Annotated in this window: 25 protein-coding genes and 1 tRNA gene; 7 read left to right on the top strand and 19 right to left on the bottom strand. The window is 73.0% G+C overall.

Annotation, left to right across the window (positions count from 1 at the left end; genetic code table 11):
* Positions 1-6: 6 nt before the first annotated feature.
* Positions 7-2,220, top strand: a complete 2,214-nt coding sequence (locus PV350_RS28255; RefSeq protein ID WP_500336750.1) for an ArnT family glycosyltransferase — start codon at positions 7-9, stop codon at positions 2,218-2,220.
* A 257-nt stretch (positions 2,221-2,477) separates the two neighbouring features.
* On the opposite strand, the gene PV350_RS28250 is transcribed toward PV350_RS28255, so the two are convergent.
* The 5 genes from PV350_RS28250 to PV350_RS28230 form a co-directional block, all read right to left on the bottom strand.
* Positions 2,478-2,948, bottom strand: a complete 471-nt coding sequence (locus PV350_RS28250; protein WP_499512985.1) for a PPOX class F420-dependent oxidoreductase — start codon at positions 2,946-2,948, stop codon at positions 2,478-2,480.
* Positions 2,949-2,958: 10 nt separating this feature from the next.
* Complete coding sequence (locus PV350_RS28245) at positions 2,959-3,807, bottom strand: YceI family protein (protein ID WP_500336748.1); 849 nt, start codon at positions 3,805-3,807, stop codon at positions 2,959-2,961.
* Between the two features lie 146 nt (positions 3,808-3,953).
* Entirely contained in the window at positions 3,954-6,344 is a 2,391-nt protein-coding gene (locus tag PV350_RS28240; protein WP_500336747.1) for an MFS transporter, read from the bottom strand.
* Between the two features lie 77 nt (positions 6,345-6,421).
* Positions 6,422-6,877 (bottom strand): MarR family winged helix-turn-helix transcriptional regulator, encoded by a 456-nt coding sequence (locus tag PV350_RS28235; protein WP_499512988.1) that lies wholly within the window; start codon positions 6,875-6,877, stop codon positions 6,422-6,424.
* Positions 6,878-7,023: 146 nt separating this feature from the next.
* A complete protein-coding gene (locus tag PV350_RS28230; RefSeq protein WP_500336745.1) occupies positions 7,024-7,959 on the bottom strand; it encodes an aldo/keto reductase in 936 nt (311 codons plus the stop codon).
* A gap of 106 nt (positions 7,960-8,065) precedes the next feature.
* On the opposite strand from PV350_RS28230, the gene PV350_RS28225 reads away from it, so the two are divergent.
* The gene (locus PV350_RS28225) at positions 8,066-8,242 is read left to right on the top strand and encodes a hypothetical protein (protein ID WP_499512990.1); all 177 of its coding nucleotides are present in this window, start codon (positions 8,066-8,068) and stop codon (positions 8,240-8,242) included.
* Positions 8,243-8,347: 105 nt separating this feature from the next.
* Here PV350_RS28225 and PV350_RS28220 read toward each other — a convergent pair whose 3' ends face one another.
* The gene (locus PV350_RS28220) at positions 8,348-11,119 is read right to left on the bottom strand and encodes a helix-turn-helix transcriptional regulator (RefSeq protein WP_500336743.1); all 2,772 of its coding nucleotides are present in this window, start codon (positions 11,117-11,119) and stop codon (positions 8,348-8,350) included.
* A 145-nt stretch (positions 11,120-11,264) separates the two neighbouring features.
* On the opposite strand from PV350_RS28220, the gene PV350_RS28215 reads away from it, so the two are divergent.
* Positions 11,265-11,939, top strand: coding sequence for an esterase/lipase family protein (locus PV350_RS28215; protein WP_499512992.1), 675 nt, complete (start codon positions 11,265-11,267; stop codon positions 11,937-11,939).
* Between the two features lie 87 nt (positions 11,940-12,026).
* On the opposite strand, the gene PV350_RS28210 is transcribed toward PV350_RS28215, so the two are convergent.
* From PV350_RS28210 to PV350_RS28165, 10 genes are all read right to left on the bottom strand, one after another.
* Positions 12,027-12,782: a hypothetical protein gene (locus PV350_RS28210; RefSeq protein ID WP_500336741.1), complete on the bottom strand. Its 756-nt coding sequence runs from the start codon at positions 12,780-12,782 to the stop codon at positions 12,027-12,029.
* A 65-nt stretch (positions 12,783-12,847) separates the two neighbouring features.
* Positions 12,848-13,753 carry an RNA polymerase sigma factor SigF gene (locus tag PV350_RS28205; RefSeq protein ID WP_499512994.1) on the bottom strand — a complete coding sequence of 302 codons (906 nt, stop codon included), beginning with the start codon at positions 13,751-13,753 and terminating at the stop codon, positions 12,848-12,850.
* 169 nt (positions 13,754-13,922) lie between these two features.
* On the bottom strand, positions 13,923-14,789 hold the full coding sequence (locus PV350_RS28200; protein WP_499512995.1) for an RNA polymerase sigma factor SigF: 867 nt from the start codon (positions 14,787-14,789) through the stop codon (positions 13,923-13,925).
* 161 nt (positions 14,790-14,950) lie between these two features.
* A complete protein-coding gene (locus PV350_RS28195; RefSeq protein ID WP_499512996.1) occupies positions 14,951-15,247 on the bottom strand; it encodes a Dabb family protein in 297 nt (98 codons plus the stop codon).
* Positions 15,248-15,278: 31 nt separating this feature from the next.
* A complete protein-coding gene (locus PV350_RS28190) occupies positions 15,279-15,443 on the bottom strand; it encodes a hypothetical protein (RefSeq protein ID WP_018558266.1) in 165 nt (54 codons plus the stop codon).
* A gap of 346 nt (positions 15,444-15,789) precedes the next feature.
* Positions 15,790-16,146 carry a hypothetical protein gene (locus tag PV350_RS28185; protein ID WP_499512997.1) on the bottom strand — a complete coding sequence of 119 codons (357 nt, stop codon included), beginning with the start codon at positions 16,144-16,146 and terminating at the stop codon, positions 15,790-15,792.
* Positions 16,147-16,335: 189 nt separating this feature from the next.
* Positions 16,336-16,422, bottom strand: a tRNA-Ser gene (locus tag PV350_RS28180).
* 10 nt (positions 16,423-16,432) lie between these two features.
* Positions 16,433-16,888 (bottom strand): tRNA adenosine(34) deaminase TadA, encoded by a 456-nt coding sequence (gene tadA / locus PV350_RS28175; RefSeq protein WP_499512998.1) that lies wholly within the window; start codon positions 16,886-16,888, stop codon positions 16,433-16,435.
* Positions 16,889-16,926: 38 nt separating this feature from the next.
* Complete coding sequence (locus PV350_RS28170) at positions 16,927-17,469, bottom strand: tRNA adenosine deaminase-associated protein (protein WP_499512999.1); 543 nt, start codon at positions 17,467-17,469, stop codon at positions 16,927-16,929.
* Between the two features lie 220 nt (positions 17,470-17,689).
* Positions 17,690-17,899: a hypothetical protein gene (locus PV350_RS28165; RefSeq protein WP_499513000.1), complete on the bottom strand. Its 210-nt coding sequence runs from the start codon at positions 17,897-17,899 to the stop codon at positions 17,690-17,692.
* A gap of 146 nt (positions 17,900-18,045) precedes the next feature.
* Here PV350_RS28165 and upp point away from each other — a divergent pair, with 146 nt between their 5' ends.
* On the top strand, positions 18,046-18,681 hold the full coding sequence (upp, locus tag PV350_RS28160) for a uracil phosphoribosyltransferase (protein ID WP_499513001.1): 636 nt from the start codon (positions 18,046-18,048) through the stop codon (positions 18,679-18,681).
* A 90-nt stretch (positions 18,682-18,771) separates the two neighbouring features.
* Here upp and PV350_RS28155 read toward each other — a convergent pair whose 3' ends face one another.
* Complete coding sequence (locus PV350_RS28155) at positions 18,772-19,449, bottom strand: LytR C-terminal domain-containing protein (RefSeq protein WP_499513002.1); 678 nt, start codon at positions 19,447-19,449, stop codon at positions 18,772-18,774.
* Between the two features lie 132 nt (positions 19,450-19,581).
* A complete protein-coding gene (locus tag PV350_RS28150) occupies positions 19,582-19,878 on the bottom strand; it encodes a type II toxin-antitoxin system VapB family antitoxin (protein WP_499513003.1) in 297 nt (98 codons plus the stop codon).
* Between the two features lie 97 nt (positions 19,879-19,975).
* Here PV350_RS28150 and PV350_RS28145 point away from each other — a divergent pair, with 97 nt between their 5' ends.
* Complete coding sequence (locus tag PV350_RS28145; protein WP_499513004.1) at positions 19,976-21,526, top strand: helicase HerA-like domain-containing protein; 1,551 nt, start codon at positions 19,976-19,978, stop codon at positions 21,524-21,526.
* 2 nt (positions 21,527-21,528) lie between these two features.
* Here PV350_RS28145 and PV350_RS28140 read toward each other — a convergent pair whose 3' ends face one another.
* Positions 21,529-22,125, bottom strand: coding sequence for an HhH-GPD-type base excision DNA repair protein (locus PV350_RS28140; RefSeq protein ID WP_499513005.1), 597 nt, complete (start codon positions 22,123-22,125; stop codon positions 21,529-21,531).
* A 142-nt stretch (positions 22,126-22,267) separates the two neighbouring features.
* On the opposite strand from PV350_RS28140, the gene PV350_RS28135 reads away from it, so the two are divergent.
* Together PV350_RS28135 and PV350_RS28130 are read left to right on the top strand one after the other, a co-directional pair.
* Positions 22,268-22,693, top strand: coding sequence for a DUF7144 family membrane protein (locus PV350_RS28135; RefSeq protein ID WP_499513006.1), 426 nt, complete (start codon positions 22,268-22,270; stop codon positions 22,691-22,693).
* A gap of 143 nt (positions 22,694-22,836) precedes the next feature.
* On the top strand, positions 22,837-25,056 hold the full coding sequence (locus PV350_RS28130) for a family 2 encapsulin nanocompartment cargo protein terpene cyclase (protein ID WP_500336736.1): 2,220 nt from the start codon (positions 22,837-22,839) through the stop codon (positions 25,054-25,056).
* The last annotated feature ends 31 nt before the right edge of the window (positions 25,057-25,087 follow it).

Here is a 25,087-nt window from a genome sequence, read left to right as displayed (position 1 = left end):
TCCCGGGTGGGATCCGCGACCGCTACGGGCCGGGGGCCGCCCGTCCGGTCGGGGAAGACCCAGGCGCGGAAGAGCAGGAAACGCAGCCCCGTCCCGGCGGGTGCCCCGGCTCCGGTGGCGCCCCCGGCGCACCACGCGCCGCAGGGCGGCGGCACCGGCCGCCCCCGCGGGACCGCCGTTCGCCTGTGGCGCGGACGGCCGCAGGACCCGCGCTGGGCGCGGCCCGCCCTGCTGGCGCTGCTGGCCCTCACGACCGTGCTGTACCTGTGGGACCTGAGCAGTTCGGGCTACGCCAACAGCTTCTACTCGGCGGCCGCGCAGGCGGGCGGTGAGAGCTGGAAGGCGTTCTTCTTCGGCTCGTCCGACGCGGCGAACTCGATCACGGTCGACAAGCCCCCGGCCGCGTTGTGGCCGATGGCGCTGTCCGTACGGCTGTTCGGCCTGGGTTCCCGGGCGATCCTGGTGCCCGAGGCGCTGATGGGGGTCGCCGCGGTCGGCGTCCTCCACGCCGCCGTGCGCCGCCGCTCCGGGCCGGCCGCCGGCCTGATCGCCGGACTGGCCCTGGCGCTCACCCCGGTCGCGGCGCTGATGTTCCGCTTCAACAACCCCGACGCGCTGCTGTGCCTGCTGATGGTGACGGCGGTGTACTGCGTCCTGCGGGCGCTGGAGGACGCCCGTACGAAGTGGCTGGTGCTCGCCGGCGTCGCGTTCGGCCTCGGCTTCCTCACCAAGACGCTGCAGGCCTGGCTGATCCTGCCGCCGCTGGCGCTGGTGTACGCCGTCTGCGCTCCGGCAACGGTGAAGCGGCGCTTCGCGCAGCTCGGTCTCGCCGGTCTGGTGACCGTCCTGTCAGGCGGCTGGTGGGTCGCGATCGTCGAGCTGTGGCCCGCGTCCTCCCGCCCCTACATCGGCGGTTCGCAGGACAACAGCTTCCTGTCGCTGACCTTCGGCTACAACGGCCTCGGCCGGATCACCGGCGACGAGACCGGTTCGGTCGGGGGCGGCGGCGGCCCGAACGGCGGCGGACAGTGGGGCGAGACCGGCTGGGGCCGGCTGTTCGGCTCGGACATGGGCGGTCAGATCGCCTGGCTGCTGCCCGCGGCCCTCGTGCTGCTGGTCGCCGGACTCTGGCTGACCCGGCGCGCCCCGCGCACGGACACCGGCCGCTCGGCCTTCCTGGCCTGGGGCGGTGCGCTCATCTTCACCTTCCTGACCTTCAGCTTCATGTCCGGGATCTTCCACCAGTACTACAACATCGCCCTGGCGCCCTACATCGCGGCGCTGACCGGAATGGGCGCGGCGATGCTGTGGGAGCGGCGCGCGCACCCCGCGGCCGCGGCGGTCCTCGCGGGCACGGTCGTGCTCACGGCGGTCTGGTCGTACGTCCTGCTGGGGCGCTCCGCCGACTGGTACCCCTGGGTGCGGTACGCCGTGCCGGTCACCGGGATCGCGGCGGGCGGGCTGCTGCTCGGGGCCCGGCTGCTCCGGCGGCTCGCGCCGCTCGCGGCCGCGGCCGGCCTGGTGGCGGCCCTCGGCGGGCCGCTGGCGTACACCGTGCAGACCGTCGGGACGGCGCACACCGGTTCCATCGTGACGGCGGGCCCGGCGGTGCAGGGCGGGGGCATGCGCGGCGGCTTCCCGGGCGGTACGCCGGACGGCGACGGACGGCAGGGCCAGGGCGGTCAGGGCTTCCCGGGAAGCGGCCCCGGCGGCTTCCCCGGGGGCATGCCCGGCGGCAACGGGCAGCAGGGCCAGGGCTGGCAGGGTCAGGGCCAGGGCTTCCCCGGCAACGGTACGGGTGGCGGTGCGGGCGGCGAGAACCGCCGCGGCGGAGCGGCGGGGGGCCTCGGCGGACTGCTGGGCGGCTCACAGGTGGCCGACGCCACCAGGGAGGCGCTGCTGGAGGACGCCGACGCGTACACCTGGGTGGCCGCCGCCATCGGTTCCCAGAACGCCGCGGGTTACCAGCTGGCCACCGGCAAGCCCGTGATGGCGATCGGCGGCTTCAACGGCAGCGATCCGTCCCCGACGCTGGAGCGGTTCAAGGAGTACGTGGCCGCCGGGAAGATCCACTACTTCATCGCCTCCGGCGGCATGGGCGGGGGCGGCGGCCGCGGCGGCAGCGGCACCTCCTTGCAGATCAGCTCGTGGGTGGAGGAGAACTTCGGCTCCACCACCCTGGGCGGAACGACCGTCTACGACCTGACCGACCCGAGCTGAACCCAGGTCGTGGGACGTGGAAGGGGGCGGCGGCCACCGGGCCGCCGCCCCCTTCCGGCATCCGGTACCCCAGGGCCGGGTCCTAGGCCGTGTCGTCAAAGTCCCGCCTGTCCAGCGGCGCCTGGCACGGCACCTCGCTGCGTTGTCGAATCGTCCGAGTAGCCCACTACGAGGACGACTCTCCGCCTTGCGATGCACCGCACCAGACGCCGCTGGGCCCGCCCTCCGGGCGGCCGGCGCTCCTTTGACGACACGGCCTAGTCCTTCGGGGCCAGCCGCGCCGGGAAGCCGCCCGTGGCGATCGGGCCCCAGCGTTCCGGGGTCACGCGCACCAGGGACTTGCCCTGCCTGACCATGGCGGCGCGGTACTCGTCCCAGTCCGGGTGCTCGCCCGCGATGTTTCGGTAGTACTCCACCAGCGGCTCGACCGAGTCGGGGGAGTCGATGACCTCGGCGGTGCCGTCGACCTGGACCCAGGGGCCGTCCCATTCGTCCGACAGGACGATCACGGAGGCCCGCGCGTCACGGCGGGCGTTGCGGGCCTTGGCCCGCTCGGGGTAGGTCGAGACGACCAGGCGCCCCGCGTCGTCGACCCCGCAGGCGACGGGGGAGCCCTGGGGGCGGCCGTCGGCGCGCGTGGTCAGCAGCAGGGCGCGGTGGCGCGGTCGTACGAATTCCAGCAACTGGTCGAGTTGCACGCTGGTATTGGTCGCGATGTAGGCAGCCATGGACGGCAGCCTATGCTTCCCGCGGCCGGACGGCGGGGAGGGCCGTCCCCTGGACCGCCTGGATGTCGAGGGTGACCCTCAGCGTCGTCCCCATGGTGGCGATCCCGGCGCGTACGACCTGGTTCCAGTTCATCGCGAAGTCCTCGCGGCGCAGTTCGGCCGTCGCGCGGAAGGCGGCGCGCACGCCGCCCCAGGCGTCCGGGCCGGTGCCCAGGTAGGCCAGGTCGAGGTCGACGGGGCGGGTGATCCCGCGCATCGTCAGCTCCCCGTGGACGGTCCACCGGTCGCCGGCGGACGGCTCCAGCGAGGTGCTGCGGTAGCTGACGGTGGGGTGCTCCCGCACGTCGAGGAAGTCGGCGGAGCGCAGGTGCTCGTCGCGGGTGCCGTTGCCGGTGTCGATCGAGGCGGCGTCGATCACGGCCTCGACGGACGACGCGAGCGGCTGCTCCGCGACGTCGATCCGGCCCGCGAAGGTCCTGAAGCGGCCGTGCACGGTGGACAGGCCCAGGTGCTGGGCGACCGCGCCGGCCTCGGAGTGCGCCGGGTCGATCGTCCACGGTCCGGGTGGCGGCAGTTCGAGGCCGCCGGCGCGGCCCAGCAGCAGGGTCCCGAGGTCCGCCGAGCCGGAGGCGGTCACCAGCGCCGTCGCGGCGGCCGGGCGGTAACCCACGGCCGTCACGATCACGGTGTACGCCCCGGGGGCCAGCGCGGCGGTGCGCACGGCGCCCTCGGCGTCCGCCGCCTCCCGCGCGATCTGCTGCCCGGTCATGTCGGTGACGGTCACCACGGCGTGCGGTACCGCCCAACCGTCCTTCGTCCGGATCCGCCCGCGCAGCCCGGCTCCTGCCGTCGTGTTCATGTACCTCGCTCGCCCTTCGGTGCGTTCCCCCGGCCGGGTCCGGCCGGGACGGCCCGGGCCGTCCCCTGCCCGGCCGTCCGACCGGACCCGCTGTCCCCCGTTCACCGGCCCGTGCGTCTCCGCAGGCGCACGGACCGGCCGATGGCTCACCCCTCGGGGTGGTTCAGTTCGACGTCGAAGCCGTCCTCGTGGCCGGCCGTGGCGTCGTTGCCGACGGTGACCTGGGTGGCCACCGGCGGGTAGCCGCCGGCGACCAGCGCGTACTCGCCGGCGTCCAGGTCGCCGAAGGCGTAGGCCCCGTCGGTGCCGGTCGTGGCGGTGGCCACCACGTTCCCGGCCGCGTCGATCAGGGTGACGCGGGCCTCCGGCAGCGGTGTGCGGGCGGCGCCGCCGAGGACGGTGCCCTGCAGGCGGGCTCCGGTGCGGAGCGGGACCTCGACGTGGGTGGGGCCGTTGCCGGCGACCTCGACCGGCAGTGCGGCCGGCCGGTAGCCGGTGGCGTTGACGGCCAGGGTGAAGTCGCCCGCGGGCAGGTCCTGGAAGCCGAAGGCGCCGTCTGGGCCGGTGCCGCCGGTGGCGAGGACCTCGCCGCGCACGTCGGTCACCACGACCATGGCGCCCGCGACGGGTATCCCGGTCGCCTCGGCGACCACCGTGCCGGTCAGTCCGCTGGTGCCGGCCAGGACCACGTCGTAGGGGACGGGCTCCTCGCCGACCACCACGGTGGACGCCTGCGGCTGGTGGCCGTCGGCGGCGGCGATGAGGACGTACGAGCCGGCGCCGGGCGCGGTCAGCGTGTAGCCGCCGTCGGCTCGGGTGGAGGCGCGGCCGAGCTGCCGGCCGGTGAGCGATATCAGGGTCAGGGTGGCCCGCTCCACGCCCGCGCCCTCGGCGTTGCGTACCTGGCCGTGGACCGTGGTGCCCTCGGCGGGCAGCGGGGCCGGCGGCGCGGGCACGCCGACCGCCTCGGCGGCCTCGGCCGCGGGGGCCTGGGCGGGTATGACCGGGGTCTGCTCGGCGTGGCCGGCGACACCGGCTGCCTGCTGCAGGCCGCTGGCGGTCTTCAGCGGCACTTCCTTGATGAACAGCACCAGCAGCAGCGCGAGGAACGCCACCGGGGCCGCGACCAGGAAGACGTCGCCGGCGCCGTGGCCGTACGCGCTCTCCACGACGTGGCGGATCGGTGCGGGCAGCGTGGCCAGGTCCGGGATCGCGCCGTCGGACTCACCGGTGGACTTCACACCCAGGGCGGCCAGGCCGTCCTTGACGTAGTGCGTCACACGGTTGCCGAGCACCGCGCCCAGCGCGGAGACGCCGATCGCGCCACCGAGCGTGCGGAAGAAGGTGACGACGGAACTGGCGGCACCGAGGTCGGCGGCCCCCACCTGGTTCTGCACGGCCAGCACCAGGTTCTGCATCATCATGCCGACGCCGAGGCCCAGCAGCGCCATGAAGAGCGCCAGGTGCCAGTACGTGGTGTCGGCCCGCAGGGAGCCCAGCAGGGCGAGGCCGCCGGTGAGCAGCACGCCGCCGGAGACCAGGAACGCCTTCCAGCGCCCGGTGCGGGTGATGATGAGCCCGGAGGCCGTGGAGGAGACGAACAGGCCGGCGATCAGCGGGATGGTCATGACGCCCGACATCGTCGGCGACTCGCCGCGCGCCAGCTGGAAGTACTGGCTGAGGAAGACCGTGGCGCCGAACATCGCGGTGCCCACGAAGAGCGAGGCGACCGAGGTCAGGCTGATCGTCTTGTTGCGGAACAGCCGCAGCGGCATGATCGGCTCGCTCGCGCGGGACTCGACCAGGACGAAGATCAGGACGAGCAGGACGGCGCCCGCGACCATGGCGTAGGTCTGCCAGGAGATCCAGTCGTACTTGTCGCCGGCGAAGGTCACCCAGACCAGCAGCAGGCTGACGGCGGCGGTGACGAAGGAGGCGCCCGCCCAGTCGACCTTGACCCGGCGCTTGACGACCGGCAGGTGCAGGGTCTTCTGCAGCACGATCAGCGCGACGATCGCGAAGGGCACGCCGACGTAGAAGCACCAGCGCCAGCCGAGCCAGTCGGTGTCGACGATCACGCCGCCCAGCAGCGGGCCGCCGACCGTTCCGAGGGCGAAGGCCGCGCCCAGGTAGCCGCTGTACCGGCCGCGCTCGCGCGGGGAGATCATCGCGGCCATGATGACCTGGGTCAGCGCGGTCAGACCGCCGGCGCCGATGCCCTGGACGACACGGCAGGCGATCAGCATCCCGGCGTTCTGCGACAGGCCCGCGACCAGCGAGCCCACCACGTAGATCACCAGCGCCAGCTGGACCAGCAGCTTCTTGCTGAACAGGTCCGAGAGCTTGCCCCACAGCGGGGTGGTGGCGGTGGTGGAGAGCAGGGCGGCGGTGACGACCCAGGTGTAGGCGCTCTGCCCGCCGTTCAGATCGGAAATGATCTTCGGCAGGGCGTTGGAGACGATCGTGGACGACAGGATCGCCACGAACAAGCCGAGGATCAGCCCGGTGAGGGCCTCCATGATCTGCCGGTGCGACATGGGGGCCGCGTGTCCTGCGTGGGCATCGGTCCCCCGCACACCGGTCGGTGGTGCGGTTGTTGCCATCGTCATCCTCTTCACGTCGTGGAATGTGTACGGGGGCGGCAGTCGGCGGCGAAGTCCCTGCGCAGCCGGTCCAGCAGCCGGGAGAACTCGGTGACGTCCTCGTCCGGCCAGTCCCTCAGGTGGTGGGCCAGCGCCTCGGCGACCCCGTCCTGGGCGGCGCGCAGCATGTCCGTGCCGCCGGGGGTCAGGCGCAGCAACCGTGACCGCTTGTCGTGGGGGTCGGGCAGCCGGTCGATCCAGCCGCGCTCGGCGAGGTGGGCCACGTGCCTGCTGGTGACCGACATGTCGACCTCCAGCAGCTCGGCCAGCCGGCTCATCCGCATCTCGCCGTGGCGGCTGATCACCGAGAGCACGCCGAGCGATGACGGCGGGCACTGCGGTGGACAGGCCCGGCTGAGTTCGCGGGCGACCACCGGGATCGCACGCAGCTGGCTCGCGAGCTCCGCGAACTGCTCCTGCGTCGCCATGGCGCCTCGCTTCCCACTCTTATTGGTTGCCTCAAGCAACCTTAGGAACGTTGGTTGCTGCAGGCAAATTCTTTCGGGTAAAAACCTCCAAAAGGAACGACCCGCCTCCGGTCAAGGGAGACGGGTCTTCGGGTAAAAGCCGCAGGTCAGGCAGATGCCTCCGTGAGACGCTCCAGCTCTGCCGCGGTCAGCTCCAGGGGCGCCGAAGCCAGCAGCGCGGTCAGCTGCGCGGGCGTACGGGCGCTGGCGATCGGCGCGACGACGGTCGGCCGGGTCCGCAGCCAGGCCAGTGCGACGCTCGCCGGCTCCACGCCGTGCGCCGCCGCGACCTCGTCCAGCGCGGCCAGCACCCGCGGGCCGCGCTCCGACTCCAGGTAGGCGCCCGCGCCTTCCGCCCGGGGGCTGTCCACCGCGACCCCGGGCCGGTACTTGCCGGTGAGGAAGCCCCGCGCCAGACCGAAGTACGGCACGGAGGCGAGGCCGTGCGCCTCGACGACCTCGCGCAGCGGCCCCTCGTAACTCCCGCGCTCCACCAGGTTGTAGTGCTGCTGCAGCGCCACGTACTTCGTCAGGCCCTCGCGCTCGGCGAACTCCAGCGAGGCCGACAGCCGCTCGGGGCTGATGTTGGAGGCCGCGACGTGGCGGACCTTGCCCTCGCGGACCAGCTCGTCCAGGGCGCCGACGATCTCCTCGACCGGGGTCGCGGGGTCGTCGTAGTGCGTGTAGTAGAGGTCGATCCGGTCGGTGCCCAGGCGGCGCAGCGACTCCTCCGCCGCGGCCTTGACGGTCGCGGCCTTCAGCCCCTTGAAGTCGGGGTGGGAGCCGACCTTGGTCGCGACGACGACGTCGTCGCGGCGGCCGCGCTTGGCGAGCCAGGAGCCGATCACGGTCTCGGACTCCCCACCGGTGTGGCCGGGGACCCACGCCGAGTACACGTCAGCGGTGTCGACGAAGTTGCCGCCCGCCTCCGCGTAGGCGTCCAGCACCTCGAAGGAGGTCGCCTCGTCCGAGGTCCAGCCGAAGACGTTGCCACCGAGGCAGAGGGGGAAGACGTCGAGATCAGAGTTGCCGATGAGTGCCATGTGGTCTTGGACACGGCGGGGACGAGCGGTATTCCCGGGGTGTTCCCCTTCCCAACGACGGGGCGGGGGTGACCGGCGCAGCGTGACTTCGCTAGGGTCCTGCCCCATGACTACCCCTGACAACAACTACGACCCGGCCGGCAACACCCAGATGTTCCGCGCCTTCGTCGACGAGGAGCCCGCCCAGGCCCAGGCCGCGGGCGGCAACAAGACCGGGCTGATCGTCGGCATCGTCGCGGCCGTCGTCGTGATCGCCGCCGTGGTCTGGTTCGCGGTCGCCTGACGGGCGCACCACCCCACCACGTCCACTGACACCGGACGCCGGCGGTCGCCGGCCGTCCGGCGGCCGTCGTGCGCCCGCGTCCGCGTCCGGCGGCCCCGCCCCCGCTCAGCGGAACAGCGAGGCCAGCTCGACGCGCGAGCGCACCCCGAGCCGGCTGAAGATGTTCCGCAGGTGGTACTCGACCGTGCGCGTGCTGAGCAGCAGCAGGTCGGCGATCTCGCGGTTGGTCGCGCCCTGCGCCACCAGCTCGGAGATCCTCCTCTGCTGCGCCGTCAGCTCCCGGCGGCCCCCGGGCTCCCGGTCCACCGGGCCCACCCGGTCCCCGGCGGCCCGCAGTTCGGCCGCGGCCCGTTCCGCCCAGGGGCGGGCGTCGAACTGCCGGAACACCGCCACCGCGTCCCGCAGCAGGCCCCGGGCCTCGCCGGGCCGGCGGGTGCGCCGCAGCCGGGAGGCGTAGAACAGCTCCGTCTTGGCCAGCTCCAGGACGGTGTCGTCGTCCTGGTGGAGCCGCAGCGCCTCCCGGAAGTGGTCCACGGCGCTCGCGTCGTCCTCCGCCAGCAGCCCGTGGCAGCGGTGCGCCAGGGCTAGTCGTACGCTGCTGCGGCTCGCCGCCGCCCAGTGCTCGTACGCGCGCAGCGCCCCCGCGGCCTTCGCCCGCTGTCCGCAGCGCACCGCCGCCTCGATGAAGTGGGGGGCGGCCATCCCCCGGACCGCCAGGTTCACCTGGCCCGCGCCGCCGCGCATGCGGGCGAAGCGGGACAGCGCGTCGGCGGGCCGGTCCGCCGCGAGGTCCGCGCAGGCCGAGACCCAGCAGTTGAAGGCCCCGGGGCGGCCCAGCCCCCGTGACGCGACGGCTCCTTCGGCGGCCGCCATCCGCAGCCCGGCGGTCACGCTGTCGCCCTGCAGGGCCGCGAGCAGCGCCAGGACCGCGAGGTGGTCGACGGCGAGGTTGCGCTGGCCGGTCGCCTCCGCGAGCCGCAGCCCCTCCTCGGCGGCCGCCCCGGCCGCTGCGTACCGGTCGAGCGCCAGCGCGCACAGCGCCTCGTAGACCAGGGCCGCGGGCACCAGTGCGCCCGCGCCCTGCCGGCGGGCCCGGTGCACGGCCGCGGTCGCCAGGGCGTGCGCCCGCCGGGCGTCCCCCAGGGTGTACGCGGCCTGGGCGGCCCAGATCGCGGACTCCGGGTCCTGAAGCGTCTCGGCGAGCCGGACCACCCGCCGCAGCGCCCACTGCGCGCGGTCGTGCCGGCCCCGGAAGGTCGCCGAGAGCCCCGCGAAGTGGTCGAAGACCAGGCGCTGTTCCGGCGGGTCGTCGCTGCGGCGCAGCGCGCCGGCACGCTCGGCGAGGCCGAAGAAGGCGGCGAAGTCGCCCGCCACGCACCCCGCTTCGCCGGCGAGCATCAAGGCCCTTACGGCCGGTGCGCGCCGGTCGGCGGGGAACCGGCCGGCCGCGGCGGTCAGGTCGCGGCAGGCCACGGCGGGCACCCCGTCGCGCAGTTCGATCTCGCCCTGGACCAGGGCGCCCGGCGCCCCGCCCGGCGCCGGGCCGCCCTGTGCGCCGGCCCGGCGCATCAGTCCGCGCGCCCGGCGGGTCTCCCCGGCGGCCTGCGCGTCGGCGGCGGCCGCGACCAGCCACCGGACCCGGGTGTGCGGACGGGCGGTGGCCTCGGCGCCCCGCTCCCACGCGGCGGCGGCCGCGGCATGACCGGCGGACCTGCGGGCGGCCCCGGCCGCGGCCTCCAGTTCCCGTTCGGTGTCCGGCGACGGGCCGGCCGACCGGCCGAGCCGGTGGAGCGCCCGGAAGAGCCGGGCAGCCGGGGGGTCCAGCACCGAGGCCAGCGTCGCGTGCGCGGCCAGCCGGTCGGCGGGGGAGAGCAGTGCGGCCAGCGAGGCGCGCAGCAGCCGTCCCGGCACGGTCGCCGTCCCGTCGCGCAGGTCGACCAGGCCGCAGGCGCGGGCCTCCTCGACACTGCCGGCGCCCAGCCCGCAGCGGCGGGCGGCGGACTCCAGCACCGGTACGGCCAGCGGCCCGCCGCAGAGCAGCAGCGCCACCACCGTGCGGGCGCCCGGCGTGAGGGCGTGAAAGCGCTGCCGGTGCCGCTCCCGCAGCCGGCTCCCCGCGGGCAGCGCGGGCGGTTCCGGCAGCCGCCCGTCCACGGCCGCCCCGGCCAGTTCGACCAGGGCCAGCGGGTTGCCCGCGGCCAGGTCGAGCACCGCGACCGCGTCCGCGCCGCGCGGCGGCAACCCGGGGAACCGGTCGGCGAGCATCCGGCGTGCGGCCTCCGGTGCCAGCGGGCGCAGGCGCAGGACGTCCAGGTCCTCCAGCGCTCCGGCGGCGGGGCAGCCCTCGTCGGCGGCGAACAGCACGGTGGCCGCGAGGCCCGTGAGACGGCGCGCCGCCATGCCGAGCGCGCGCAGCGTCGCGGGATCCAGCCACTGCGCGTCGTCCACGCACCACAGCAGCGGTGCCGGGCGGGCGAGTCCGGCCACCAGGCCGGACAGCGCGGCGCCCAGCGCGAGTTCGCCCCCGGCGGGCACCCGCCCGGCGAGGAGTTCCGTGAGCGCCACGCCGTACGGCCCCGGTACGGCCCGCACGCGCGGGGCGACCGGCAGCAGGGTGCGGTGCAGTGCCGCGAACGGGACCCGCGCCTCGGCCCGTACGCCGTCGGTGCGCAGCACGGTCGCACCGGCCGCGGCGGCGGTGCGCGCCGCGCCCGTGAGCAGGCAGGTGCGTCCGGTGCCCGGTCCGCCGAGCAGCAGCAGCGCCCGTCCCCCGCCCTGCCGGGCCCGGTCCGACAGGGCGTCCAGGAGGGCGCGTTCGCGGTCCCGGCCGTACAGCGCCGGCGGCCACGCGGCGGGGTCGCTCCGTCCGGCCTCCATGACGCCAGTGTCTGCTGGCGTCCACCGGGAGGGAAGGGTCCTGCATCATGTTCCGTGCATGACAGGAAGACACTGGTGATTCCACCGGTCCGTCGCCCGCGTGCCGCTCGGAGACTCCTGTCGACCCCCACGACAAGGAGTTCAGATGCGACGAATATGGGCGATCCTGCTCACCGTGGCGGCCGCCGTCGGCCTCGGCACCTTCGTGATGCCCGGCACCGCGAACGCCGCGACCCACACCCCGGTGGTCTTCGTGCACGGCTACACCGGCAGCGCGAGCAACTGGGACTACGCGGAGTCGGTCTTCGTGGCCGGCGGCTACAGCCGCAGCGAGCTCTTCGCGTACGAGTACAACTGGGCCCAGTCGAACAAGACCAGCGCCGCGGGGCTGGCGAGCTACGTGCGCCAGGTGCTGACCCGCACCGGCGCGACCAAGGTCGACATCGTCAACCACTCGATGGGCGGCCTGGTCACCCAGTGGTACCTCACGCAGCTCGGCGGCACCTCCTCCGTCCGCCGGGTCGCCTCGGTGGCGGGCGCGAACCACGGCACCACCTACGCCTCGGCCTGCGTGATCTACGCGTCCTGCGTCGAGATGCTGCCGGGCTCGTCCTTCGTCCGCACCATCAGCAGCGGTGACGAGACGCCGGGCAGCACGGTCTACGCGACCTGGTACTCGCCGTGCGACGGGATCATCATCCCGTACACCAGCACCCCGCTGAGCGGCGCGAACAACCACCTGGTGGCGTGCACGACCCACATCGGGTTCCTCAGCGACACCGGCACCCTCGGCGAGATCCGTTCCTACCTGGCCGGCTGAGCGCACCACCGCTCCTCCCCGGGGAGGCGGGGGCCGGTCCCGGGACGGGCCGGTCCCCGCCTCCGCGTCCCCGGGGCGTACCGGCGTTCAGGAGTCCGCGACCGAGACGTCCCGGGTCTCGACGTGCATGCCCAGCGGCACCCGCCACGCCTCGACGCAGACCTCCCAGGTGCGCTTCGCGCTGCCGCCGCCGGGGACCGGCACCGGTGCGGCACGACTGCTGCGCAGCGTGGCCCAGTCGACGCCCAGCAGGCCGATGACGTGCGTGCCGAAGGTGACGGTGCCCGTCGTCGCGGCACGATCCCCGGTGTTGGCGAGGGTGACGGTGACCTTCTCGCACCAGCGGTCGGCGGCCGCCGTGCGTTCGACCGCACTCACCACCAGGTGCGCCGGCGCACCGGTCGCCGGTGGGGACGGGACGGACGCGGAACCGCCCGGGGCCGGCCGCGCGGTGGAGCCGCCGGAGGCCGTCGCGGGCGGCGCGGTGCCGCCCGGCCGCGGCGGGCCGCTCGTGGCGCCGGGCCTGTCCGGCCCCTCCGGTACGTCCGCCGGAGGTGAGGAGCCCGCGCCGCCGCTGCCGGCCGGTGCGCCCGGCGCGGTGGGCGCCGTCCGGCCGGGTCCGGCCGGGGAGCCCGTACGGCCGTCCAGCGGCACGAGGTCCACGTCGCCGGAGGGCGGGGCGTTCACCGCGGGGCCGCCCGCCGGGCCCGGGGCGCCGACGGCCACGTAGCCCGGCCCGTTGCCCTCGCAGTCCGGGCCCAGCGCGGCGAAGGCACCCAGGCAGACGACGGCCGCCGAGGCAGCGGCCAGCGCGCCCCGGCGGCCCGGTGGTATGTGCACCATCCCGCCAGTGTACTGACGAACCGTCAGGAATGAACCGCCCGGTCCTTCCGTCGCCGGGCCCCGCCCTACTGCTCGGCGGTCAGTCCCTCGCGCAGCTGCGCCAGGGTCCGGGTCAGCAGCCGGGAGACGTGCATCTGGGAGATGCCGACCTCCTCGCCGATCTGCGACTGCGTCATGTTGGCGAAGAAGCGGAGCATGATGATCCGCCGCTCCCGCGCGGGCAGCTGGGCGAGCAGCGGCTTGAGCGACTCGCGGTACTCCACGCCCTCCAGCGCGGTGTCCTCGTAGCCCAGCCGGTCGGCCAGCGAGCCCTCGCCGCCGTCGTCCTCCGGGGGCGGCGAGTCCAGCGAGCTCGCGGTGTACGCGTTCCCGACCGCCAGGCCGTCGACCACGTCCTCCTCGGAGACGCCGAGCGCCGCCGCGAGTTCGGAGACGGTGGGCGAGCGGTCCAGCCGCTGGGCGAGCTCGTCGCTGGTCTTGGTCAGCGCCAGCCGCAGCTCCTGCAGCCTGCGCGGCACCCGCACCGACCACGAGGTGTCGCGGAAGAAGCGCTTCACCTCGCCGACGATCGTGGGCATCGCGAAGGTGGGGAACTCCACCCCGCGGTTGCAGTCGAAGCGGTCGATCGCCTTGATCAGCCCGATCGTGCCGACCTGGACGATGTCTTCCATCGGCTCGTTGCGGCTGCGGAAGCGGGCCGCCGCGTAACGCACGAGCGGCAGGTTGAGCTCGATGAGCGTGTCCCGTACGTACGTCCGCTCCGGGCTGTCGTCCGGCAGCTCGGCGAGCCGCAGGAACAGCGAGCGGGAGAGCGTGCGGGTGTCGACGCTCGTGTCGATGGCCTCGATCGTGCTGTCGACGGCGGCGGTGTCGGCGACGGCGGTGCCGGCGGTGTCGATGGCCTTGTCGTCAGGAGCATCGTGCGGCGCGTCGGAGTTCAGCACCTTCGGACTGCCCACTTCTACGGACATGCCACCCCCTTGAGGTCGCGGACGGGTGTCGCGGGCGACGGTTCGTTCCCCCACTGGAATACCGGAGGCCGGACCGCGACAAACGCAGTTCCCGCAGAATGTCACATGTCGGCAACGCGCTGTAGCGCCATGTCGACTTATTTCCCGGGGGGTGGGTAGTCCTTAAGGGTTACGATTCGAGCTGGTTTGCGGATCGCAGCCGGGCGAAGCTGCGCGAGAGCAGCCGGGAGACGTGCATCTGCGAAACCCCGAGTTCGGCGCTGATCTGCGATTGCGTCAGATTGCCGAAGTAGCGCAGCAGCAGGATCCGCCGCTCCCGCTCGGGGAGCTGCACCAGCAGGTGCCGCACCAGGTCCCGGTGCTCCACGCCGGTCAGGGCCGGGTCCTCGTAGCCGAGCCGGTCCAGCAGCCCGGGCGCCCCGTCGCCGCCCTCCTGGGCCGCCTCCAGGGACGTGGCGTGGTACGCCCGCCCGGCCTCCAGGCAGGCCAGCACCTCGTCCTCGGAGAGCTTGAGCCGGTCGGCGATCTCCGCGGTGGTGGGGGTGCGCCCGTGGGCCACCGTCAGGTCCTCGATGGCGCCGCTGACCTGGACCCACAGCTCGTGCAGCCGGCGCGGGACGTGAACGGTGCGGACGTTGTCCCTGAAGTAACGTTTGATCTCGCCCACCACGGTCGGCATCGCGAACGTCGGGAACTGCACCCCGCGTTCCGGGTCGAAGCGGTCGATGGCGTTGATCAGCCCGATCGTGCCGACCTGGACGACGTCCTCCATCGGCTCGTTGCGGCTGCGGAAGCGGGCGGCCGCGTACCGCACCAGCGGCAGGTTCACCTCGATGAGGGCGGCCCTGACCCGGGAGTGCTCCGGGGTGCCGGGCTCCAGCCCCGACAGCTGGTCGAACAGCACCTGTGTCAGCGCCCGCGCCTCCACCGCGTTGCTGTTGGTGCTTCCGCCGCGATTGCCGCCGCCGGTGGTCGTACCGGTCCCGCTGCCGTCTCCGGAGGTCGATGGTGACGCGGGTCGGGCCGACACGGACATGCCACTCCTCATCGGTCCACTCATCCGGCAAAAGCGGTCATAGCATCACAATTCATGTGGACTGTGTGCAAGTGAGGCGCGGCCCTCGATGAAAAAGCCCTCCGCCCGGCGGGCGGAGGGCTGTACGGCAGGAGCGGGGCCCGAGGGGCCGCCGCGGGGGGTCACTCGAACATGTAGTCGGCGACCACCCAGGTGGAGAATTCGCGCCACAGCGCGACCCCGGCCTGGTGTGCGGGATGCTCCAGGTACGTCTTGAGCGCGTCGGCGTCCGCCACCGAGGAATTGATGGCGAAGTCGTAGGCGATCGGGCGGTCCGAGATGTTCCAGCCCAGTTCCCAGGAGGCCAGCTCGGGGATCTGCCCGCCGAGCCGCTCGAAGGCGTCGACGCCGGCCACGACCCGCGGGTCGTCGCGCTCCACGCCTTCGCCGAGCTTGAAAAGGACCAGGTGGCGTATCACGGTGCTGTGCTCCTCACCGGCTCCCGGCCGGTCAGTTGACCAGCGCGGTCATGAACTCCCCGACGCCCTTGGCGGCGTCCGATATGCCCTGGAAGCCTATCTGCACGAGATCGGCTGCGCGGGCCGGCGATGTCACGATCGTATAGAGCACGAAAGCCACGATGACGTACATGGTGATTTTCTTCGCCTGCGCCATGGCTGGAGTGTATCCACCGGATGGCCCAATCAGACCGGGTGACGGAAGGCCTCCTTGCGGGTGATCCACGGGCCCGCCCCGCTCCGTGTGTGACGCTCGCCACAGCGGGTTCGGAAGGCCGGAAAACGCCGAGAACGCCCGGTCCGGAAGGGGCGGGTACCACGGGGGGTCGTCGCTCGCGGCGGTGGCGGTGGGCCGGCGTGCCGAACGGTTGCGACCAGCCCCCACGGTGGGGGGTAGCTGTCCTGCGCATGGTCCCCTGGCGGCGTCATCGGTTCCGTACAGCGGCACTGCGATGCTGAGTGCTGCCGCAGCGGGGCCCGCGGCCGACTTGCTGACACAACCGTCAGCAGTTCTCGTTACTCATGACTGCGCCGAAGACGATGAGCTGATCGGGAGTCGTCTTCGCACTACAGATCTTCCATGCATCGCCGTCCCCGATCGTGCGATGCTCTCCGCTCGCGTCGAAGAGTTGCACGTCAGCGTCGGGGCCGATCTGCTCGACCGCCCGCTTCACGTTGCCGCCGAGGAAGTTGGGCATCGGAACGTCGCCCGGGCCGGAGCGTGAAGCGGTCGACGTCATTGAAGGTCGGGACGGGGCGACGTGGCCCTGAGACTCCTGCGGCTGAGGGGAGGTGCTGCATGCGGTGAGCCCGGCGAGGACGGTGATGGCGACAACCGATGTGACAGAGCGGGTGCGCATGTCTCCCTCGGTGGTGGCCGTATTCCGGCTCGGAAGCACTCTGTGGGGCTCCCTGCCGGATGGATCGGGGGAGGACGACGACGCCTCCTCAGGAGCCCTCGTGCCGGCCAACTGAGACCAGAAACGAGACCACGACAAGGGGCGGCACCCGGGAAAATTTCCCAGGCGCCGCCCCTCACCAGTTCAGAGCGGTAGCGGTGGGATTTGAACCCACGGAGGAGTTGCCCCCTCACACGCTTTCGAGGCGTGCTCCTTAGGCCGCTCGGACACGCTACCGAGAGAGAGCTTAGCGGACGTCCGGGTGTGCTCCGAAATCCTTTGACCGGAAGAAGCGGGTGAGGAGCTCACCGCACTCCTCGGCGAGCACGCCGTGGATCACCTCCGGACGGTGGTTGAGCCGGCGGTCGCGGACGAGGTCCCACAGGGAGCCCGCCGCCCCGGCCTTCTCGTCGAGCGCGCCGTAGACCACGCGTTCGAGGCGGGAGGCGATGACGGCCCCCGCGCACATCGTGCACGGCTCCAGGGTCACCACCAGTGTGCAGCCGGTCAGCCGCCACTCCCCGAGCGCCTTCGCGGCCTCGCGGACGGCGAGGACCTCCGCGTGGGCGGTCGGGTCGCCGACCGCCTCGCGTTCGTTGCGGCCACGCCCGATGACCGTGCCCTGCGGGGACAGCACCACCGCGCCCACCGGCACGTCGCCGGTGCGCGGGGCGAGGCGGGCCTCCTCCAGGGCGAGCCGCATCGGGGCGACCCAGGGGTCGCGCAGCGGGTCGGGCGCGGTCAGCGGACCGCCTCCAGCACGTCGGCGCAGCCCAGCGAGTCGGCGATCTCCCCGAGCGCCTCCCCGGTCAGCGCGCCGTCGCCGCTGAGGGCCAGCAGCTCCTTGTCGCTCATGCCGAAGTCCGCGAGGAGCTCGGCGTCCCCGAGCGGGCCCACGGGGACGTGGACCTCCGTCGGGCCGGGCACCACGTCGTCGTCGAGTTCGTCGGCGTCACCTTCCTCGGTGCCGTCGAGGTCGACGATCTCGTCCAGGTCCTCCGGGTCGCGGCCCAGCAGTTCGTCGGTGAGCAGGATCTCCCCGTACGAGCTGCGCGCCGCGGCGGCGGCGTCGGACACGTAGATCCGCGGGTCCTCCTCCCCGTCGACGCGGACGACGCCGAACCAGGCGTCCTCCTGTTCGATGAAGACCAGGACCGTATCCTCCCCGGCTGAAGCCGCCCGGGCCAAGTCGGTCAGGTCGCCGAGGGTTTCCACATCGTCGAGATCGGTCTCGCGCGCTTCCCAACCGTCCTCGGTGCGCGCGAGCAGTGCGGCGAAGTACACCGTGACTCTCCCACAGGTCTCAGGCCGTCCGGACTTTCGGGCGGGAGTCGAATGATCTGGCGCAGGTCCCCGCCCACACTCGGCATCGTGGCAGAAACCTCGGCTTTGCGAAGGGTCTTCCGCGCTGCGTCGTGAGAGGCCTTCCGGCTTTTTTCCGCGTGGCGGCCTGCGGGGACCCCCTCGGCGCCCGCCAGGTGGGGGCATTGTGCCGACCTGGGGACTACCAGCGGAACGTCCGCATCCGCATCTGCTGGCGTGCGCGTGCCGCGCGCGCCCGGCGTGGCTGGACGCGGTCGCGCAGTTCCTTGGCCTCGTTGAGCTCGCGCAGGAACATGGCGCGCCGCCGTCTGCGTTCGGCGTCGCGATCCTGCTGCGTACGGGCGTCGCCCGTGTCGTCCGCGCCGGCGCCGTCGCTGCCGCGCTCCGCCATGGGGCACCACCCCTAGAGATCCACGTGCCCGGCCGGGACAGGTCCGGGCGTAAGGGCACGCATTCCCCCTCCCGGGTGGTTCGAAGCGTGACCGGCCGCACGGACCGGGCGGGCCGGGGGACAGGCCGAACGTTAGAGTCGTGGACATGCGGATCCACGTCGTCGACCACCCCCTGGTGGCGCACAAACTCACCACCCTGCGCGACGAGCGCACCGACTCGCCGACCTTCCGTCGGCTGGCCGACGAGCTGGTCACCCTGCTCGCCTACGAGGCGACCCGTGACGTGCGCACCGAGCAGGTGGACATCAGCACCCCCGTCGCGGACACCACGGGCGTGCGCCTGTCCCACCCGCGTCCGCTGGTCGTGCCGATCCTGCGGGCCGGCCTCGGGATGCTGGAGGGCCTGGTGCGCCTCCTGCCGACCGCGGAGGTCGGCTTCCTCGGCATGATCCGCGACGAGGAGACCCTGGAGGCCAAGACCTACGCCACCCGCATGCCGGAGGACCTGTCCGGGCGGCAGGTGTACGTCCTCGACCCGATGCTGGCCACCGGCGGCACGCTGATCGCCGCGATCGACCTGTTGATCGAGCGGGGCGCCGACGACGTGACGGCCGTGGTGCTGCTCGCCTCCCCCGAGGGCGTCGAGGCGATGGAGCGCGCGCTCGCCGGCAAGCCGGTCACCGTGGTCACGGCGGCGGTCGACGACCACCTCAACGAGCACGGCTACATCGTCCCTGGCCTCGGCGACGCGGGCGACCGCCTCTACGGCACGGCCGGCTGACACCGGTCGTCCCACGACACGCGGAACCGGCCGCCGGGGCCCATGCCCCGGCGGCCGGTCCCGTCGTACGACGCGACGGGAACCGTGGGCCTAACAGGCGCCGGCGCTCGGCGCCGCGCTCGGCCGGGCCAGGGCGGCGAGGGCCTTCTCGACGGCCTTGTCGCCGGAGAGCTTGGTGAAGCCCTTGCCGAGCATGACGTCCACCGTTCCGGTGGGGCGCTTGGAGCCGGCGGCCGCGGGCTTCAGCGTGACCGTGCCCTTGACCTGGGCGCCGACCAGCTTCATCGCGGCCTCGGCCTTGGGCCCGTGGCCGCCGATCAGCAGCGCGGCCACCTGCACCTTGCGGTCGTACTCGGGGTCGGCGTTGCCGAAGGTGCCCACCTTGAAGCCGCGTGCGGCGAACTCGTCGGCGGTGTCCTTGGCCAGGCCGCCCTTGGCGGTGGCGTTGTAGACGTTGACCGTGAGCTCCCCGGGTTCCGGGAAGGCGGTGGGCACCGTCGAGGCCGAGCCCGGTGCGGCCGCCGCCTTGCAGGTGCGTTCCTTGGCGGCGTTCTCTGCCTTGGCCGCGGCGTTCTTCGCGGGCGTGGACTTGCCGCCGAAGACGTCGACCAGTTGGAGCGTGCCCCAGCCGGCCAGGCCGACAACGGCGACGGTCGTCACGACGACCGCCACGATGCGCACCCTGCTCCGGGGGCGGCGCATCCGGGGGTACTGGTTCCCGGTGACCCGGTACTTTCCGCCCATGCCAGGGGGCGTCAGCATGCTCATGTGCGCAGCGTAGTGCGATCGGGCGTCCGGGCCTACTAAACGATCAACCAATCGGGGCCAATGAGGGGCACTTGAACCCGAAAGGGCGAAGGAGTCCCCCGGCGGAGACGGGCCCGCGGAGCGGTCCGGGGGTCAGTCCATCTCCAGCACGCGGGCGTGCAGCACCTGGCGCTGCTGCAGCGCCGCGCGCACGGCCCGGTGGAGCCCGTCCTCCAGGTAGAGGTCGCCCTGCCATTTCACGACGTGCGCGAACAGGTCCCCGTAGAAGGTCGAGTCCTCGGCGAGGAGGGTCTCCAGGTCGAGGTTGCCCTTGGTGGTGACCAACTGGTCGAGGCGTACCGGACGTGGGGCGACGTCCGCCCATTCACGGGTGCTTTTCCGGCCGTGGTCGGGGTACGGCCGCCCGCTTCCGATGCGCTTGAAGATCACACGGAAAGCCTACCGGGCAAGGGCGTACGGGCGCAGCAACGGCGCAGGAGTGCGATGGTGGGCAAATACGGTGATAGCGGGAGCAGTGGAGCAGCCCATGACCACGCCGAGCCCGCCCGGCACCGCCCGGGCCATCGCCGAGGGGTACGCCTTCACGGGGCCGGCCCTCGAACTCGGCGCCCTGCTGTGGGAGGACCGGGTGCTGCCGGAGGCGCCCGTGCGCGTCCCGCTGGCGGTGCTCAACCGGCACGGGCTCGTCGCGGGGGCCACCGGCACCGGCAAGACCAAGACGCTGCAGCTCGTCGCGGAACAACTCTCGGCGCAGGGCGTGCCGGTCTTCCTCGCCGACGTCAAGGGCGACGTCTCCGGCATCTCGTCCCCGGGGGTGCCCGGCGACCGCGTTGCCCGGCGGGCCGCCGAGGTGGGCCAGGAATGGAGCCCGGCCGGCTGCCCCGCCGAGTTCTACGCCCTCGGCGGCATGGGCCGGGGCATCCCGTTGCGGGCCACGGTGACGAGCTTCGGTCCCGTTCTGCTGTCCAAGGTGCTCGGGCTCAACACCACGCAGGAGCAGTCGCTCGGCCTGATCTTCCACTACGCCGACACCAAGGGCCTGGAACTGCTGGACCTGAAGGACCTGCGGGCCGTGGCCACCTTCCTCACCTGCGACGAGGGCAAGCCGGAGCTGAAGGGGATCGGCGGGGTCTCGCCGGCGACGGCCGGGGTGATCCTGCGGTCGCTGACGGCCTTCGAGGCACAGGGGGCGGGGGCCTTCTTCGGCGAGCCCGAGTTCGACACCGCCGAGCTGCTGCGGACGGACGGCGACGGGCGGGGCGTCGTCTCCGTGCTGGAACTGCCCGCCGTGCAGGACCGGCCGCAGCTGTTCTCCACCTTCCTCATGTGGCTGCTGGCCGACCTCTTCGAGGACCTGCCGGAGGTCGGCGACCTGGACCGGCCCAAGCTGGTCTTCTTCTTCGACGAGGCCCACCTGCTGTTCACCGGGGCGAGCAAGGCCTTCCTGGAGGCCATCACGCAGACCGTGCGGCTGATCCGCTCCAAGGGCGTCGGCATCTTCTTCGTGACGCAGACCCCGAAGGACGTGCCCTCCGAGGTGCTCGGCCAGCTCGGCAACCGGGTCCAGCACGCACTGCGCGCCTTCACCCCGGAGGACGCCAAGGCGCTCAAGGCGACGGTGCGCACCTTCCCCACCTCCCCGTACGACCTGGAGGAACTGCTCACGGGGCTCGGCACCGGCGAGGCCGTGGTCACCGTCCTCGACGAGGACGGCGCCCCCACCCCGGTCGCCGCGGTGCGGCTGCGGGCGCCGCGGTCGCTGATGGGCCCCGCCGACCCCGCGGCGATGGACGCGGCGATCGGGAACTCGGCGCTGTACGGGCGCTACGCGCAGGCGGTGGACCGGGAGTCGGCGTACGAGCGGCTGGCCGGGCGTCAGGCGCCGGCGCCCGTGCGGCCGTCCGCACCGGTGCCTGCCGGGCGGGGGCGCCGGGAGCGGCCGGAGGAGGGGACGGGTGTGGTGGAGCAGGTGATGGGCAGCGGTGTCTTCCAGTCGCTGGCCCGCTCCATCGGCACCCAGCTCGGGCGGGAGATCACCCGGTCCCTCTTCGGCACGTCCAAGCGCCGCCGTCGTTAGGGTCAGGACCCCTTCGCGGCCTTCGCCTCCTTGGCGGCCCGCTTCTGCTCCTGCTTGAAGGCCCGCACCTTGTCCAGCGACTTCGGGCCGGTGATGTCGGCGACCGACCGGTGGGAGCCCCGCTCCCCGTACGCGCCCGCGGCCTCGCGCCACCCCTTCGGCGTCACGGCGAGCTGCTTGCCCAGCAGCGCCAGGAAGATCTGCGCCTTCTGCTTCCCGAAGCCGGGCAGCTCGTTGAGCCTGGTCAGCAGCTCGCGGCCGTCGGACACCTCGCGCCAGACCGCCTCGGCGTCACCGTCGTAGTGCTCCACGAGGTACTGGCACAGCTGCTGGACCCGCTTGGCCATCGATCCCGGGTAGCGGTGGACGGCGGGCTTCTGCGAGAGCAGCTCGGAGAAGGCCTCGGGGTCGTAGGCCGCGATCTCCCCGCAGTCGAGGTCGTCGCGGCCCATGCGCTGCGCGATGGTCCAGGGGCCGGAGAAGGCCCATTCCATGGGGATCTGCTGGTCGAGCAGCATGCCGACCAGGGCCGCCAGCGGACTGCGGGAGAGCAGGGCGTCGGCCTCGGGCTGCTGGGCGAGGTGGAGTGTGGTCGTCATGCACCGATGATCTCGCCTGCCGGGGTTTGCCGCCCCTGGGTCACCCGGACGGCGCAGCGCGGATGGCCGTACGCACCGGCCGGGCGGACCGTGTGGAGTGTCCGGGCAGCGAGCCCGGGCGGCGAGGGACGGGAGCCATCTCATGAGCCAGCAGACACAGCCGGTCACCGGGCGCCCGCACTCGGGCCTGGCGTCGGGCGGTACCACCTTCGCCGGTGTGCTGCTCATCGTCTCCGGTGTCGTGATGATCTTCGAGGGCATCTCGGCCATCGCGCAGGACGACATCTGGGTCCGGCTGGGCGACTACGTCTTCAAGTTCAACCTGACGGCCTGGGGCTGGATCCACCTCGTGCTCGGCGTGCTGGTCATCGTGGTCGGCGCCGCGTTGCTCCAGAACGCCCCCGACTGGGCCCGGGTCGCCGGTGTCGCCCTGGCCGCGTTCAACATCGTCGTGAACTTCGCGTGGATGCCGTACACCCCGGTGTGGGCGATCATCGTCATCGCCATCGACGTCTTCGTCATCTGGGCGCTGTGCAGGAGCTGGGGGGAGCACCCCAAGCGGGCCTGACCTCCGCGGACGACGGGGGCCGGCCCGGCGCACGGGCCGGCCTCCCCGGCCGTTCCCGGGGTGTTCCCAGGGTGTTTTCACCCGTTCGTATGGGTTGTCCGTCATGCCGGATAGCGCCCCCGGCCCCGGGTAGCGCTGAACGAGTGACGCAGCCATTTGAACTGCCCGACTTCTACCTGCCGCACCCGGCGCGACTCAATCCCCACGTGGAGCGGGCCCGGGAGCATTCCCGCAGCTGGGCGCGGGAGATGGGGATGCTGGAAGGCTCGGGCATCTGGGACACCGGCGACCTCGACTCGCACGACTACGCGCTGCTGTGCGCGTACACGCACCCGGACTGCTCCGGACCGGCCCTGTCCCTGGTGACGGACTGGTACGTATGGGTCTTCTTCTTCGACGACCACTTCCTGGAGGCGTTCAAGCGCACGCAGGACCGCGAGGGCGGCAAGGCGTACCTGGACCGGCTGCCGGCCTTCATGCCGATGGACCTGGCGCAGGGCATGCCCGAGCCGCGGAACCCGGTGGAGGCGGGCCTCGCCGACCTGTGGGCGCGCACGGTGCCGGCGATGTCCATGGACTGGCGCAGGCGCTTCGCCGAGAGCACCGAGCACCTGCTCAACGAGTCCCTGTGGGAGCTGTCCAACATCAACGCGGGCCGGGTGCCCAACCCCGTGGAGTACATCGAGATGCGCCGCAAGGTCGGCGGCGCGCCCTGGTCGGCGGGGCTGGTGGAGTACGCCGCCGGAGCCGAGGTGCCGGCCGCCGTCGCGGGGGCGCGGCCGCTGCTCGTGCTGCGGGACGCCTTCTCCGACGCGGTGCACCTGCGCAACGACCTCTTCTCGTACCAGCGCGAGACGGAGGAGGAGGGCGAGCTCAGCAACGGGGTGCTGGTCCTGGAGACCTTCCTCGGCTGTACGACGCAGGAGGCCGCGGAGTCGGTCAACGACCTGCTGACCTCCCGGCTCCAGCAGTTCGAGAACACCGCGCTCACCGAGTTGCCGCCGCTGTTCGCCGAGCACGCGCTCGACCCGGAGCAGTGCGCGCGGGTGCTGGCGTACGCGAAGGGCCTGCAGGACTGGCAGTCCGGCGGCCACGAGTGGCACATGCGCTCCAGCCGCTACATGAACGGCGGCGGGGCGGGGGCCGCGGACGCCGGGTGGTCGCCGTTCGCGCTGCCCGGTGGGCTCGGGCTGTCGGCGGGCACCGTGCGGACCACCGGCCGCGCCGAGGCCGCCCGCGCCCGGGGCTTCACCCATGTGCCGCGGCGCACCGGGCCGACACCGCTGCCCGACTTCCACATGCCCTTCCCGGCCACGCTCAGCCCGCACCTGGACGCCGCCCGGCGCCACGTCGTCGACTGGGCGCACCGGATGGGCCTGCTGCTGCCGCAGCCCGGGGTCCCGCACTCCCACGTGTGGGACGAGCACAAGCTGACCGCCTTCGACTTCCCGCTCTGCGCCGCCGGCATCCACCCCGACGCGACCCCCGAGGGGCTGGACCTCACCTCGGACTGGCTCACCTGGGGCACCTACGCCGACGACTGGTTCCCCGCCGTGTACGGCCGCACCCGCGACCTGGCCGGCGCCCGCGCGGCCAACGAGCGGCTGTCGGCCTTCATGCCGGTCGACGGCTCCGCCACCCCGGCCCCGGTCAGCGCCCTGGAGCGGAGCCTGGCCGACCTGTGGGCGCGGACGGCCGGGCCGATGGAGCCGCAGGCGCGGCGCCGCTTCCGCACGGCCGTCGAGAACATGACCGCCGGCTGGCTGTGGGAACTGGCCAACCAGGCGCAGAACCGCATCCCCGACCCGGTCGACTACCTGGAGATGCGCCGTCACACCTTCGGCTCCGACCTGACGATGAGCCTGTGCCGGCTGGGCCACGGCGAGCGGGTGCCGGAGGAGGTCTACCGCAGCGGGCCGATGCGGTCGCTGGAGAACTCCGCCGCCGACTACGCCTGCCTGATGAACGACGTCTTCTCGTACCAGAAGGAGATCGAGTACGAGGGCGAGATCCACAACGCCCTGCTGGTCGTGCAGAACTTCTTCGACTGCGACGAGCAGGCCTCGCTCGCCGTCGTCCACGACCTGATGACCGGGCGCATGCGGCAGTTCCAGCACGTCGCCGCGAACGAACTCCCGGTCCTCTACGACGACTTCGGGCTCGGCGCAGACGCGCGGGCGGTGCTCGACGGTTATGTGCGCGAGCTGCGGAACTGGCTCGCGGGCATCCTGACCTGGCACCGCGGCTGCCGCCGCTACGACGAGGAGGAACTGCGCCGCCCGGTGGGGGGAGGCCGGCTGCCCACCGGGCCGACCGGACTGGGGACCTCCGCGGCGCGCCTGGCGGTCCTGGCCGCGCGCTGACCGCCACGGCGGGCCGCGGAGGTCCCCAGTC

This window comes from Streptomyces sp. PA03-6a, assembly GCF_033792765.1.
Taxonomy (GTDB): Bacteria; Actinomycetota; Actinomycetes; order Streptomycetales; family Streptomycetaceae; genus Actinacidiphila.
The sequence above is the reverse complement of the archived record's forward strand: the minus strand, read 5'-3'. Positions and strand labels throughout refer to the sequence as shown.